At 60.3% G+C, this 14,892-nt stretch carries 11 protein-coding genes and 1 tRNA gene; 6 read left to right on the forward strand and 6 right to left on the reverse strand.

The features are described 5' to 3' along the window. Positions 1-132 precede the first annotated feature (132 nt). The gene (gene rep, locus AWR36_RS10390) at positions 133-2,166 is read left to right on the forward strand and encodes a DNA helicase Rep (RefSeq protein WP_067084485.1); all 2,034 of its coding nucleotides are present in this window, start codon (positions 133-135) and stop codon (positions 2,164-2,166) included. Positions 2,167-2,438: 272 nt separating this feature from the next. Here the strand turns inward: rep and AWR36_RS10395 are convergent, their stop codons facing one another. Next, positions 2,439-2,855, reverse strand: coding sequence for a c-type cytochrome (locus AWR36_RS10395; RefSeq protein WP_067084487.1), 417 nt, complete (start codon positions 2,853-2,855; stop codon positions 2,439-2,441). Between the two features lie 198 nt (positions 2,856-3,053). On the opposite strand from AWR36_RS10395, the gene AWR36_RS10400 reads away from it, so the two are divergent. Then, a tRNA-Arg gene (locus tag AWR36_RS10400) sits at positions 3,054-3,130 on the forward strand. A 567-nt stretch (positions 3,131-3,697) separates the two neighbouring features. Beyond that, positions 3,698-4,327 (forward strand): CAP domain-containing protein, encoded by a 630-nt coding sequence (locus AWR36_RS10405; protein ID WP_082679534.1) that lies wholly within the window; start codon positions 3,698-3,700, stop codon positions 4,325-4,327. Between the two features lie 29 nt (positions 4,328-4,356). Here the strand turns inward: AWR36_RS10405 and AWR36_RS10410 are convergent, their stop codons facing one another. Further along, positions 4,357-6,051, reverse strand: coding sequence for an alkaline phosphatase D family protein (locus AWR36_RS10410; protein ID WP_067084490.1), 1,695 nt, complete (start codon positions 6,049-6,051; stop codon positions 4,357-4,359). A gap of 197 nt (positions 6,052-6,248) precedes the next feature. Between AWR36_RS10410 and mtgA the strand changes: the two genes are divergently transcribed. After that, complete coding sequence (gene mtgA / locus AWR36_RS10415) at positions 6,249-6,929, forward strand: monofunctional biosynthetic peptidoglycan transglycosylase (RefSeq protein WP_067084491.1); 681 nt, start codon at positions 6,249-6,251, stop codon at positions 6,927-6,929. 155 nt (positions 6,930-7,084) lie between these two features. Further along, on the forward strand, positions 7,085-10,030 hold the full coding sequence (locus AWR36_RS10420) for a M16 family metallopeptidase (RefSeq protein ID WP_082679535.1): 2,946 nt from the start codon (positions 7,085-7,087) through the stop codon (positions 10,028-10,030). Between the two features lie 114 nt (positions 10,031-10,144). Here AWR36_RS10420 and AWR36_RS10425 read toward each other — a convergent pair whose 3' ends face one another. The 4 genes from AWR36_RS10425 to AWR36_RS10440 form a co-directional block, all read right to left on the reverse strand. Continuing rightward, positions 10,145-10,690: a glycosyltransferase family protein gene (locus AWR36_RS10425; RefSeq protein WP_176491128.1), complete on the reverse strand. Its 546-nt coding sequence runs from the start codon at positions 10,688-10,690 to the stop codon at positions 10,145-10,147. A 275-nt stretch (positions 10,691-10,965) separates the two neighbouring features. Continuing rightward, a complete protein-coding gene (locus tag AWR36_RS10430; protein ID WP_141398517.1) occupies positions 10,966-11,259 on the reverse strand; it encodes a hypothetical protein in 294 nt (97 codons plus the stop codon). Positions 11,260-11,406: 147 nt separating this feature from the next. Next, positions 11,407-13,617, reverse strand: a complete 2,211-nt coding sequence (locus AWR36_RS10435; protein WP_067084496.1) for an OsmC domain/YcaO domain-containing protein — start codon at positions 13,615-13,617, stop codon at positions 11,407-11,409. 242 nt (positions 13,618-13,859) lie between these two features. Continuing rightward, the gene (locus AWR36_RS10440) at positions 13,860-14,432 is read right to left on the reverse strand and encodes a tRNA-uridine aminocarboxypropyltransferase (protein WP_067084497.1); all 573 of its coding nucleotides are present in this window, start codon (positions 14,430-14,432) and stop codon (positions 13,860-13,862) included. Between the two features lie 2 nt (positions 14,433-14,434). Here AWR36_RS10440 and AWR36_RS10445 point away from each other — a divergent pair, with 2 nt between their 5' ends. Then, positions 14,435-14,887, forward strand: coding sequence for a GNAT family N-acetyltransferase (locus AWR36_RS10445; protein ID WP_067084500.1), 453 nt, complete (start codon positions 14,435-14,437; stop codon positions 14,885-14,887). Positions 14,888-14,892: the final 5 nt, after the last annotated feature.

Below are 14,892 nucleotides of genomic sequence, written 5' to 3' on the forward strand. Positions count from 1 at the left end.
TGTCGCAAAGTATATGAACAGGGCCCGCGCCACCGGTCAGCTTCAATCGCCCGGACCGTCCATTCAGTTGCGCAAGGACCCCGGCTCGGCTGGTAGAATGCCCGACCTCGACGCGGACCAGATGTATTACCCATGACCAAGCTCAACCCCCGCCAGGCGGAGGCGGTGAAATATATCGACGGCCCCTGCCTGGTGCTGGCGGGTGCCGGTTCCGGCAAGACCAGCGTGATCACGCGCAAGATCGCCTACCTGATCGAGGAGTGCGGCTACGCGGCACGCAATATTGCCGCCCTGACGTTCACCAACAAGGCCGCCCGCGAGATGAAGGAGCGGGTTGGCAAGCTGTTGTCCGGCGCCGACGGCAAGCGCTCCAAGGCCGCCCACGGCCTGACCGTGTCCACCTTCCACAACCTGGGCCTGAACATCCTGCGCAAGGAGTACCGGGCGGCGGGCTTCAAGCCCGGCTTCTCCATTTTCGACGCCGAGGATGCCCGCGCGCTGATCAAGGAGCTGATGCTCCGCGACGGCGATCTGGACACCGACCTGCTGGACCGGGTGCAGCACCAGATCTCCAACTGGAAGAACGACATGCGCACCCCGCGCCAGGCCCTGGAGCAGGCCCAGAGCGCCGGTGAGCAGGCCATCGCCATCGCCTATTCGCGCTACTGCGACGCTCTCAAGGCCTACAACGCGGTGGACTTCGATGACCTGATCCTACTGCCGGTACAGCTGTTCGAATCGGACCCGGAATTGCTGGCGCGGTGGAGGAAAAAGATTCGCTACCTGCTGGTGGACGAATACCAGGACACCAACAATTCCCAGTACCTGCTGGTAAAACTGCTGGTGGGCGGCCGCGGTGGCCTCACCGTGGTGGGCGACGACGACCAGTCCATCTACGCCTGGCGCGGCGCGCGGCCGGAAAACATGAGTGCGCTGAAGACGGACTTCCCCAGCCTGCGGCTGATCAAGCTGGAACAGAACTACCGCTCCACCAGCCGCATCCTCAAGGTGGCCAATCACCTGATCGCCCACAACCCGCACGAGTTCGACAAGGCACTGTGGTCCGATCGCGGACTGGGTGAGGAGATCCGCGTGATCAAGGTCGGCAACGAAACCGAAGAGGCGGAACGGGTCGCCAATGAAATCTTCCTGCAGAAGAGCCGTCGCGGCGCCAAGTTTATGGACTTCGCGGTGCTGTATCGGGGCAATCACCAGGCGCGGCTGATCGAAATGAAGCTGCAGGAGCACCAGATCCCCTACCAGATGTCCGGCGGTACCTCATTTTTCGCCCGCGCGGAGATCAAGGACGTGATGGCCTACCTGCGCCTGCTGGTGAACCCGGACGACGACAACGCCTTCCTGCGCATCATCAACACGCCGCGGCGGCAGATCGGCACCAGCACCCTGGAAGCACTGGGCAACTACGCCAAGGGCCGCGAGATCTCCATGTTCAACGCCTGCTCCGAAATGGGCTTCCGCGAGCATATCAACGAACAGGGCTACGAGCGCCTGAACCGTTTCGTGCTGTGGATGGAAGGCGTGCAGCGGAACTGTCGCGACAACAGCCCCGACGCCGCATTGCGGGAAATGCTCGACGACATCGACTACCCCGGCTGGCTCTCGCAGAACGCCAGCAGCGAAAAGGTGGCGGAAAAGCGTATGGAGAATGTCTACTGGCTGCTGGAAAGCCTCAACAAGACCATGGAGGGCACCGATGACGAGCTGGAGCAGGATGTGCGCCTGGAACAGGCCATCTCCAAACTGATCCTGCGTGACATGCTCGACCGCCAGGAAGAGGAAGAGGCCACCGACAAGGTCAGCCTCATGACCCTGCACGCGGCCAAGGGCCTCGAGTTCCCCCATGTGTTCATGATCGGCATGGAGGAAAACCTGCTGCCGCATCGCAACAGCATCGAAGACGACAATATCGAGGAAGAGCGCCGCCTAACCTACGTGGGCATCACTCGCGCCCAGCGCACCCTGACCATGACCCTGGCGGGCAAGCGCAAGCAGTTCGGCGAGAACCAGGACACCACCCCCAGCCGCTTTATCGACGAGCTGCCGGAAGAGGACATCGTCCTGGAAGGCTTCGGCCAGGCCACCCCGGAACAGAACCAGGCTAGGGGCGAAGAGACCCTGGGCTCACTGCTCAGCATGTTTGACTGACTACCTTGCCCTCGCGTTAGCCAAAACCGGCCCCCTCCCTCCACTGGACCCCGGCCTGCGCCGGGGTGACGACAGAAAGAAAGGTCGGCCCGATTTGATCCCGATTGGCGGCCCCATCAAAAAGTCAGACGGCCCTTTCGTCATGCCGGCGCAGGCCGGCATCCAGCACCTGGGGCTCCGTCGTACCCCAGCGCAACGATCCCCCCTTACAGTCGGGCACAAAAAAGGCCGCTTTATAAGCGGCCTCTTCAGCAACCGAAGTAAGCAGTCGCTTACTGGGCACTTTCCACCATGTAATCAACGGCAGCCTGGATCTCCTCGTCGGAGCAGTCCGCACACAGGCCCTTGGCCGGCATGGCATTGATACCGTTGATGGCGTTGGAGTACAGGGTCTCCATGCCCTTGGCGATGCGCGGTGACCAGGCCGCCGCATCGGCGAACTTGGGTGCACCCGCCACGCCCGCTGCGTGACACGTGCCACAGGCGCCGTTGTAGACCTCCTCGCCAGAGCGCGGGCCACCACCAGCAGCGGCAGTCGCTGCCGGAGCTGCGGCGGCGCACTCGTCACCTTGCATACAGATGCTGTCCGGCGCGGCCAGGCGCTCCGCGATCTGCTCATCCACGGACTGCGCCACTGCTGCAGCAGCACCCAGAGCCAGGGCCGCCATGATACCTACAATACTCTTCATTTCTCTCCCCCTAGAGGCCACCGTCGCAGCCCGTAGACTTCCGGCTTTCTGCCGCACACTTCTACCAGCCGCGCATTATAAGCATTGTGCCGCCCGCTGCGAAGGGCGACGCCAAAGGAATTGCCCCATAACCACTTTGCCCACCCCCACCCCTTCTGTATAATCCGCGTCCTCGCCGGCCCCACGGCCTACCGAGATCCGCCCGTAGCTCAGCTGGATAGAGCGCTGCCCTCCGGAGGCAGAGGTCAGAGGTTCGAATCCTCTCGGGCGGGCCATATACAAGAAAGGCCACCCAACGGGTGGCCTTTCTTGTATATGGATCGTCGGAGGGCCCGATGAGAACCTCCCAGGTTCGAGCCGGAGGCGGCAAAGCCGCCGGAGACCAGCGAGCCCAAAGGGCGAAGCTCATCCTCCCTCTCCCCCACCCAACGGGTGGCCTTTCTTGTATATGGATCGTCCGAGGGCCCGATGAGAACCTCCGTTCGACTCGAAAGCGGCAACGCCGCTGTAGAGCAGCGACCGAAGGGAGCTAATCCTCTCCCCGCAGCCCCTACCGCCCTCCAGCTCATTGCCGAACCCGCGAAGGCGGACCTCAGAGCAGAAAGCGTGAGTCCACGCAGCGCAGCCGCCGGAGACCAGCGAGCCCAAAGAGCGAAGCTCATCCTCCCTCTCCCCCCACCCAACAGTCGCCCCTCTCGGATATAGATTACCCCAGCTCCTGATGAGAAATTCCCAGATCCGAACCAGAGAGGGCGAGACAGGTGTCGCTACCTCTGTACTGTCCGTCCCCACAGCAGGACACTATCATTCGCTTCTGGTCCAATCCGGCCGGGGACAGTCAAATGCTGCGCATTTTCATTTTGCTAGTGTTGTTAGCACCACTGAGCGCCAATAGCGGCCCCACAGGTACCAGTCCAGCCTGCGGCACCCCGTCTGACTGCCTTCTTGTGCAGCTCCACAACCAGGTGCGGGAAAGTCTCAACGCAGGCCGCCTCCCCAACAGTCCCAAACCCAGTCCGCCCGTGACAATGTTGAAACATGACACCGCGCTCGCGCGCACCGCTCACAACTGGTCCGGGGCTCAGTGCAACAGCCGGCGCGGGCACAACAAAAATCGCAGGGGAGACTACCTCGCCAATGGCGGCAATCCGGCCTATCCGGCGATCGGGGAGAATATTTTTTATCACTCCGCACGGTTACCAGAGTCAGAGGCGCTGAAGCTGGCGGTCAATAGCTGGGCGGCTGAGGCGAGGGATTTTCAGTTTGGACCGTTCAAGAATCTCAAAGTCGGCCACTACACGCAGCTGATCTGGAATACGAAGAATGCCTTTGACGCGCAGGGCAGAAAACTACCCCGCGCGGTGGGCTGCGGGGTTTACCATTGCCCGTCAGGCAAGTTCAGGACGATCGTCACCTGCAACTACGCACCGGCCGGCAATATCTACCGAGAGCTACCCTACCGCGTCGACTGACTAGCGGACACGTATCGACAATGAGGCAATTACGCCGGGCGATGCACCATACGGTGACTGCCCGCCTCGCCAAACTCGGTACTGTCGACGTTATCGACAAAGATCCATTCCGCCTGCACTTCTTCGCGATTGAACGTCAGCGCCATAAAGCCGCGCTGATGCAGATTGCAGTACTGCAGGTCATCGATCAGTACGGACATGCCCTGCGCCAGCTCCCGGGCTGATGGCTCGTCCAGCTGCAGGTAACTCTCCATACCCGGTGAGGTAACGCTGGGTGTGGCAAACTCCAGCCCAATCTGGCGACCGCTATCGTCCTTCAGCTGATTGCACCAGGCGTTGTGGGTGTCCCCTGCCACCACCACCAGGTTCTTGCCCTGCTCTGCGATGTGCCGGTACAACGCCTCGCGCTCCACTGCATAGCCGTCCCAGGCATCCAGGTTGTAGGGCACCAGCTGCTGTAGCCGCGCGCGCTGGGTTTCGCTCAGCGGTTCCCCTTTCAGGCTGGTCATCTTCAGCTGCACCAACTCGGGCGTGGGATCGGGCTTCTCGCCGCGGCTGTAGAAACTCATCATGATTTCCGCCGGCAGGTGCATCTTGCCCATCAGCACCTGCTGACCCAGCAGCTGCCAGTGGCCATCGGACTGCTCCAGGGTCTGTGCCAGCCAGTTGCGCTGGGTCGGCCCCAGCAATGTGCGGTTGGGGTTGGCCAGCGCGGTGCCAAAACCCCGGCCATCGAAACTGCCGTCCTCGCCCAGGTAGGTAGAGAACTGCAGCTGTTCGTCACGGCCGATGACGCGGGTGTCCAGCATATGCAGGTCCACCAGATCGCCGAACTGGAAGCTGCGGTAGATCTGCGGTTTGGTCTCGCCCATGGGGGGACGGATGGGCAGCCATTCGTAATAGGCCTGGATGGCCGCCGCGCGGCGAGCGAAGAAATCGCCCTCCTCCGCACTGTGATTTTCCGCCCCGCCCTTCCAGGTGTCGTTGCTGATCTCGTGGTCATCCCAAACGGCAATAAACGGTGCCGCGGCATGCAGCGCCTGCAGGCCCGCATCGGTTCGGTAGAGGGCGTAACGCTTGCGGTAATCCCCTAGCGACAGGATTTCACCGGCATTGTCTGCAGGCAACGCGCGGCCGATCTCTGCTGCGCGCTCGGTGGCGTAACCGTCCGCAGAGTATTCATAAATGTAATCCCCCAGATGCAGCACCGCATCCCAGTCGCCGCGCCGGGCAGCCAGTGCGTAGGCATTGAAGTAGCCGGCCGGATAATTGGAGCAGGAGAACACCGCCAGTTTCACCTGCTCCACGCCACCGGTGGGCAGAGTCTTGGTGCGACCCACTTGGCTCTGTTCGGCAGCGCCGACAAAGCGGTAATAGTAGGTGGTATCCGGCTCCAGCCCCTGCACATCGATCTTGATGGTGTAGTCGCGGCCGGCACTGGTCTCGGCGGTGCCACGGCGCAATACCTCCGCAAACTCTTCATCCCGGGCCAGCTCCCAGGTGATTTTGATCGGAACTCCGCTCTGCGTGGACGCGGCCGGCAACGCCCGCGTCCACAGTATCACCGCGTCCTGCAGGGGATCACCACTGGCGACTCCATGGGGGAAGCTGACCTCGGAGGGGAGGTCGGGCCGAGTCATGGCCTGTAGCGGAGTGGATACCAGTACACCGCCGGTGGCGGCGAGTGCTGACTTGAGGAAATTGCGCCGGGAGAATCGATTCACGGTGTCACGCCTGTCTTGTTCTGTTTATGGGAGGTGACCAGGAGCCTGGGGGGCTCCACATGACAACTGTACTAAACGGGAACTGGCCGGCCAAAGTTTGCCGGCATTGTTTCGGCTTCTAGCGCCACGGACAGGAACCTCTGCCGCCGATCGGGATCTGATCGGGACACAACGATTCGCAATCAACTGACCCTGCCATGAACCGCCACCTGAAACGCATCACCAGAGCCGGACTGTTGCTCGGGGCCGCCTTCGCGACGGCATCAGCCGTGCTGGTACTGGCCCTGCGCTGGATTGACCCGCCGTCGTCGGCGGTGATCCTCGCCTGGGAGTTGCGCAATGGCCGGCAGGCACGGCAACAGTGGCAACCGCTGGAGAATATCTCCCCGCAGCTACAGATGGCCGTGATTGCGGCGGAGGACCAGAAGTTTGCCCACCATTTCGGCTTTGACTTCGCCTCGCTGCAGAAAGCCCTCAGCGAGGACCGGAAACGTCCTCGCGGGGCCAGCACCATTACCCAGCAGACCGCCAAGAACCTGTTCCTGTGGCATGGCCGCAGTTACCTGCGCAAGGGCCTGGAGGCCTGGTTCACCATCCTGATGGAAGTGCTCTGGCCCAAGGAACGTATCCTGGAGGTGTACCTGAATATCGCCGAGTTCGGTGAGGGGGTATACGGCGCCCAGGCAGCCGCACATCAGTTCTTTGGCAGCCCTGCCCGCCACCTCCGCAGCTGGCAGGCCGGGCGGCTGGCGGCCGTACTGCCGAACCCCAAGCGCATGTCCGCCCAGTACCCGTCACACTATGTGCGCAGTCGCGCAGCGGCCATTAACCGGCAGGTGCGCCAGCTGGGCGGGAGCAGCTACCTGCGGGCGCTCTGAAGCGCTTTCCCGTTGCCATCCCCGCGCACTGACTGGTCGAAATTCGACGAGCAGACGTATCCAGGCGGGGAGGCGGGAGCCCATGCCCACCCCGAAAAATCGCTTGTGGTAGCATCGATCGGGTTATTACGCACACGAAGGGAGTCTAAAACCACATGTATCGCACCAGAATTGCACTGCTTCTTGCCGCTGCGCTGCTCACAGCCTGCGGCAAGGGGGCCGATGATCCGGCCTCGCAAGCATCCTCCAAAGACGTTGCAGCCGAAGCTGCCAGCGCACTGCCGGCGGGCGTCAGCCTCGTCGAGACTTTTGACGGGGACGGAGCAGAGATCGCCATCCCCTACAGCAAGTACAAGCTCGACAACGGCCTGACCGTGGTCCTGCACGAGGATGACTCGGACCCGCTGGTACACGTGGACGTGACCTACCACGTGGGCTCCAACCGGGAAGACCCGGGCCGCTCCGGCTTTGCCCACTTCTTTGAACACATGATGTTCCAGGGCTCCGTGAACGTGGCCGACGAGGAGCACTTCCGCATCATTCAGGAGGCCGGCGGCACCCTGAACGGCACCACCAACACCGACCGCACCAACTACTACGAGACGGTCCCGGCCAACCAGCTGGAAACCGTGCTGTGGCTGGAATCCGACCGCATGGGTGTATTCCTGGATGCGGTCACCGAGGAGAAGTTTGAAGTCCAGCGCGAGACCGTGAAGAACGAGCGCGGCCAGCGGGTGGACAATCGCCCCTACGGCCGGGCCCTGGAGACCATGATGGCCGCCACCTACCCGGACGGTCACCCCTACTCCTGGCCGGTAATCGGCTGGCTTGAGGATCTGGACCGCGCCGACCTCAACGACCTGAAGCGCTTCTTCCTGCGCTGGTACGGCCCCAACAACGCCACATTGACCATCGGTGGCGATATCGACAAGACCAAGACACTGGAGTGGGTGGTGAAGTATTTCGGCCCCATTCCCGCCGGCCCCGAGGTAGAGGATCTGCCCAAGCAACCGGCCACTCTCGAGTCCGATCGCTACGTCACCCTGGAGGACAACATCCACCTGCCAGCGCTGGCGATGATGATCCCCACCGTGCACTACAACCACCCGGACGAGCCGGCCCTGGATGCGGCCGCGGAAATCCTCGGCCAGGGCCAGGACTCCATGCTCTACCAGCGCCTGGTACAGACCGGCCGCGCAGTACAGGCCAGCGTGAGCCACTCCTGTAAGGAGCTCGCCTGCGAGATGTGGTTTATCGTCATCCAGAACCCCGCGTCAGGCGAGTCCCTGGCGGAAATGGAACAGGCGGTGCGCGATACCCTGACCGAGTTCGCCGAGCGCGGCGTGACCAAGGACGACCTGGTCAAGTTCAAGGCCGGCTATGAATCCAGCCGTGTGTTCGGCCTGCAGTCCGTTGCCGGCAAGGTGTCCACCCTGGCCGCCTTCGAGACCTTCACCGGCAGCCCCAAGGGCATCGACGCAGAGATTGACGCTTACCTGTCCGTGGAAACCGGTGATGTCACCCGCGTATTCGACCAGTACATCGCCGACAAGCCGGCGGTGCTGCTGAGCATCGTACCCAATGGCAAGCCGGAACTGGCGGCGGCCGAGCAGAACTACGAGTGGAAGCGCACCATTCCGGAAAGCTACAGCGACGAGGACGAAGCCCTGGCCCTGCGTCCGGTGCAGGACAACTTCGATCGCAGCGTGCAGCCCAAGGCCGGTGTGAACCCGCAGGTGGAGCTGCCGGCGATCAAAGACGGCGAGCTGGAAAACGGCGTGCGCCTGCTCACCGTGCAAAACGATGAGACACCCACCGTCACCGTACGGGCCGTGTTCGATGTGGGCCAGCGGGACGAGCCCCGCGGCAAGGCCGGCCTGACTGCGCTGACGGCATCCCTGATGAGCGAAGCCACCACCGAGCGCAGTGCCGCCGAGTTCGCCGAAGCCCTGAACCGCCTTGGTGCATCCATCAATGTGGGTGCCGGACGGTACGACACCACCGTCACCCTCAATGTACTGGCCAAGCACCTGGACAAGGCCATGCCGCTGATGATGGAGCGCATCCTCAAGCCGGCCTTCACCGAAGAGGATTTCGCCCGCATCAAGCAGCAGACCATCGAAGGCCTGCAGCAGGCACGCAAGACTCCGCAGGGCCTGGCCACACGGGCTGTGGGTGCGGTCATGCGCGGACCCGAGCACCCGCTGAGCTTCCCCACCGGTGGCCTGCCGGGCACTGTTGCCGAGATCACCCTGGAAGACGTCAAAGGTTATTACCAGGCGCACTTCCCCTCACACCTGAGCGGTGTCACCGTAAGCACCAGCCTGCCTCACGACACTATCGTCGAGTCACTGGAAGGTCTGGCCAAGCTGGAAGTCAGCGAACCGGCCCGTGCCGCCCTGGCTTTCCAGAAGCCGGAAATCGACGGCCGTACCGTGTATCTGGTCAACAAGGAAGGTGCAGCCCAGTCCAGCCTGCGGGTCAGTCAGTACGCCCTGCCCTACGACGCGCTGGGTGACTACTTCCTCGCCTACCTGGGCAACTTCCCGCTGGGTGGCAACTTCAACAGCCGCATCAACCTGAACCTGCGGGAAGACAAGGGTTACACCTACGGTGCCCGGACCTACCTGATGGGCGAGCCGAACGTGGGCATGTACATGTTCAGCTCCGAGGTGAAAAAGGATGCGACTGCCGACGCCCTGAACGAGGTGCTCACCGAGCTGGAAACCTTTGACAGCGAAGGCATGACCGAAACCGAGTTCAACTACCTGCGCTCGGCCATTGGCCAGCAGGAAGCGCGCAGCTATGAAACACCTGCCGCCAAGCTCGGCCTGCTGAATCGCATCCTGCAGTACGACCTGCCGCTGGATTACCGTTCGCAGCAGAACGCCCTCCTGCAGGAGACCGACCGCAAGACTCTCAACAAGGTCATTACCGATGTGCTGGAGCCTGAAAACATGGCCATTGTCGTGGTTGGCGATGCAGCCTCTATCCGCGATGAGGTGGAGGCACTGGGCATGCCCATCGTTGAGCTGGACGAAGACGGCTACGTAAAAGAAACCGAGGAGCCGGCATCAGCGCCGGAGTCCGCGAGTCTCTAACATCGCTGCCTGAACCGAAAAAGCCCGCCATTTGGCGGGCTTTTTTTATTTTTCAGCCATGGCTTCGCTGAGTCCAGCGGAACGCTGCGTCGCGGAAATAACCGCAAAACTCTCTCAGGTCGCTTCCAACGGGCAGCGCTCTTCTATCTTGCCGAATGCCTGCTTGCCTACATCCAGGGTAATGCTGCCACTGCCAGGTTCACCTTTTATGCGGAAGACAAATACCGTGTCGTAATCCGAATTGGGCCACTCCGGCACTTTTGCGTCTGAGTTGAATCGGCGCAGCAGAATTTTCACCAGCAGATCAATATTCATATGCTCCCAGGCCACGTATACGGTAGAGCCAAGATAGGGCTTGGATAACAACGTATCCGCCAGCAATCCGGGATCGTTATAGGGGATTTGTGTATTGATGGGCACCTGGAAGTAAACGGCTGTCGGGCCGATGGTCAATAGCGGCCGCACATAGTCATGCCGCTTGCCATCACCATGGATCTCTGTGGCCTTTACCGACGGATCCGGCGCGAAGATAAAGTCCGGCTTGGAAAAGTTCTGCCGAAAATATTCCGGCAACAGAGATGCCCGGTTTAAGCCCTGGCAGGTCAGCAGGCCCAGCCCCTCGGCCGGCTTTTCCGCGTGACGGACAACGACCAATGTCATCTCATCACTGGCTTGCGCCGCCCTGAGCTCGCTTGTCATCAAAAGCGATGAGATCACGAGCAGCAAGGGCAATCCCCAGATCATCCTCTTCACCACCATCTCCCTGTGATTACACTGATCGTTTCAATGTAGATGAGAATGAGCTGTGAGAACTCCCGGGATCTTTCTTGGCCGCTCTTTCGCAGAGTTTGTCCCGTCCTACCGCCGACAGTAGATTCTGCACTTGTCCCCGCAAAATACTCACCAGGTGAACGATCCTTCAAGAGACCAAGATGCTACTTGGGCAAAGTAGAGCCCTCTTCTTGTCGCACGCCGATAACTGCCTCGCCATCATGCTCACATGTGCAGATGTTTTCCTTGGCCGAGCAAACCTGTTTAAAAGGGTGATAGCAATAGGTAGGGACATCTACACGATTGCCCTCCTTGGGGCCATCCGGCATCAGAACCGTTTTCAGCACCGCTGCATCCATCAACAATCCCAGCTCAGCGAAATCATTGGTCTGCTTTCTGGGCTCATGTCTCGAAGCGGCCTGGTCACGCTTCTTTACCTCATAAATCTCTTCATCCAAAACTGCCCCGGCGTAAGTACAACTGCACAACAGAACAACCCAAAAGGGCAAAAGCACGCCTCGCTTTATCATATGTCCTCCATGTCGATTTATGGATCGGGCGACTTACTGCATCGTGAGAGTCCAGTTAAAAATCCAGCCTGATACTCAATTTACGCCAGTGCCAGCACTTTTCGCCGCCCGCGCTGCATGCAGCTTCTTATAGCTCTCGATCAGGCGCAGATGCTTGTCCAGCCCTTCCAGCTGCATATTGGTCGGCGTCAGGCCGTGGAAGCGCAGGGTGCCGTTCACCAGGCCCACCACGGCATCCATCGTTTCTTCGCCGAACATGCGCCGCAGGTTGCCGATGTAGTCTTCCAATGCCATTTCATCATCGACGGCGATTTCCAGTACTGCATTCACCGCCTGATAGAACAAACCGCGCTCGACCGTGTTGTCGTTGTACTGCAGGAACATTTCCACCAGCTCCAGCGCTTCGTCGTGTCGTTGCAGGGCCAGGTAAATCAGTAGTTTCAGCTCCAGGATCGTCAGCTGACCCCAGACCGTGTTTTCATCGAACTCGACACCGATCAGGCTGATGATGGTTTCGTAATTATCGAGCTGGCTCTCTTCCAGGCGCTCCACAAGCTCCTCCAGCTCCGCATCACTCAGGGAGTGCAGGTTGAGGATATCCTCGCGGTAATCCAGTGCCTTGTTGGTGTTGTCCCAGATCAGGTCCTCGACCGGATATACCTCGGAGTAACCGGGCACCAGGATACGGCACGCCGGTGCACCCAACTCACCATACTCGGCCATATAAACTTCCTTGCCCATGTTTTCCAGGATCTGGAATAGGTGTTCGGCTTCAGTCTTGTTGGTGTCCTTGTGATTGCCGGAGAAATCCCACTCGACAAATTTGTACTCCGACTTGGCACTGAAGAAGCGCCAGGAAACCACGCCGGTGGAATCGATAAAGTGTTCGACAAAGTTATTGGGTTCCTGCACCGCCATGCTGTTGAAGGTGGGCGGTGGCACATCGTTCAGGCCCTCGAAGCTTCGACCCTGCATCAGTTCGGTCAGGCTGCGCTCCAGCGCCACGTGGAAGCTCGGGTGCGCACCAAAGGAGGCGAACACACCGCCGGTACGCGGGTTCATCAGCGTCACACACATCACCGGGAACTGACCGCCCAAAGAAGCGTCTTTGACCAGGATCGGGAAGCCCTGCTTCTCCAATTCTGCAATGGTCTCAACGATATCCGGGTATTTCGCCAGCACTTCTTGCGGCACATCCGGCAGGGCAATTTCCTGCTCGATGATCTCCTTCTTCACCGCCCGCTCGAAAATTTCCGACAGGCACTGAACCTGCGCTTCCGGTAGCGTATTGCCGGCACTCATGCCGTTACTCAGGAACAGGTTCTCGATCAGGTTGGAAGGGAAATACACCACCTCGCCGTCTGACTTGCGCACAAACGGCAGCGAGCAGATACCGCGGTCGCTGCGCCCGGAGTTGGTATCGATCAGATTCGAGCCGCCCAGCTCACCCTCCGGGTTGTAGATGGCCAACATGTAATCATCCAGAATTTCTTCCGGCAGCTCGTCACCTGGCCCTGGCTGAAACCATTTTTCATTCGGGTAGTGCACGAACTCGCTGTTGGCGATCTCCTCGCCGAAGTACTGGTCGTTGTAGAAGAAATTGCAGTTCAGGCGTTCGATAAACTCGCCCAGCGCAGAGCACAGGGCCGCCTCTTTGGTGGCGCCCTTGCCGTTGGTAAAGCACATCGGCGAGGCCGCATCGCGAATATGCAGCGACCACACGTGCGGCACAATATTGCGCCAGGAAGCGATCTCGATCTTCATGCCCAGGTCCGAGAGGATCCTGGTCATGTTGGCGATGGTCTGCTCCAGCGGCAGATCCTTGCCCTCGATAAAGGTGTGGTGCTCGGCGTCCGGCTCCACCATCAGCAGCGCCTGGGCATCCTCCGCCAGGTTCTCCACCGTCTCGATCTGGAAATCCGGCCCGGTCTGCACCACCTTCTTGACCGTGCAGCGATCGATGGAGCGCAGGATGCCCTGGCGATCCTTCTCGGAGATATCCTCCGGCAGCTCCACCTGGATCTTGAAGATCTGGTTGTAGCGGTTTTCCGGGTCGACGATATTGTTCTGCGACAGACGGATATTATCGGTGGGAATATCCCGCGCCAGGCAATAGACGCGCACAAAGTAGGCCGCACACAGCGCAGAGGACACCAGGAAATAGTCGAACGGACTGGGCGCCGAGCCATCGCCCTTGTAGCGAATGGGCTGATCAGTGATGACTGTAAAGTCGTCAAACTTGGCTTCGAGCCGCAGGTTATCGAGGAAGTTGACGTTAATTTCCATGGGGGACTACCAGTTCTGCAGAAATTGGCCGGCCACATAGCCAGAGCGCGGCATTATCCAGTTTTAGCCCCACCGCGTCTCCCCATCGATGAAACTGTCGCAGTAGCCTTCCGTCGTCATTCCGGCGCAGGCCGCAATCCAGAGAAAGCCCGAGCTAGCGAACTGTGACGTCGTCTCCGCCACTTGATATGGATGACTCACTATTCCGGTGGTGAGCAACGCTCAGCGTGCCATACCCTCCCCTAAAAACTGCCCCTTTGCAGCGCAATCATCTTTTCGAACGGCTGCAGCAGAGACTCAAAGTCATGCTCTGGCTCCAGCTGCTGAAGAGCAGCCGCAATGCTCTCGATGGTCGACAGGCTGTTTTCGATCGATGAGTGCCGAATCTGGTAGTTAGAGCTCAGCGCACCTTCGAAGCTGACGCGGGGCAGCTGCTGCAATGCCTGATGGAGATGGAGCATCTTCTTGGATTTGCGCCAGGTGGCATCGATCACTACCAGCTGTTCAAGCGGTTGGCTCTGCGAGTCACCCGGCGCTATTTGCTCCACTTCCGGCAGCCACTCCAGGGATGGATAGAGCAACGCCGACTTTGGTCTCAGCAGCTTTTTCAGTTCCGCCTCTGTGAGGCTCTCCGCTACCACCAGTTCACTATTCTCCAGGCACAGGTGCGCCATACGGCCGGTGTTGAACGGATGCTTCTCTTCCAGGGGGTGCTGTATGATCAGCACCTTGATGCGATTGGGGATATGCACCAGGGCGCTGCAGTAACAGACGTTCAGCGGGCGGTGGCAGGTAGGGCAAGTTTGGCGCGGCATAGATGACAGTAGAACATCCTTTCTCAGCGCACTGGCTCTCCGACATGGAGATCCCGCTGGCCAACAAATTTTACCGTACCCATAAATTTCGCGGCAAAGCGCGGCGTCACGATCCCTGTGCAGTGATCCGGAATGCGCAGCAGCAGATCGTCGCCTGCGGGTATCTGCGCCAGCTCACCGACGCGCAGCTGCTGGCTGGCGTGGCGGTAGCGCCGGACTACCGCGGTCAGGGCGTTGCCCGGCTGCTGCTGAACAGCATGGCGGAAGCCTGCGACCAACAGACCTTCACCTTCCCCTATCGGCACCTGATACCGTTTTACCAGTCGCTGGGATTTGTCGAAGAAGAAGTCGACGGGCAACCGAGTGCGATTGTCGACCGTTTCCATACCTACCAAAAGCAGGGGCGCGATATTGTCGTGATGCGCTATCAGGCGCAGGCAAAACCTAACGCCTGATAAAT

The sequence above is a fragment of the Microbulbifer flavimaris genome, from assembly GCF_001641755.2.
Lineage (GTDB): Bacteria > Pseudomonadota > Gammaproteobacteria > Pseudomonadales > Cellvibrionaceae > Microbulbifer > Microbulbifer flavimaris.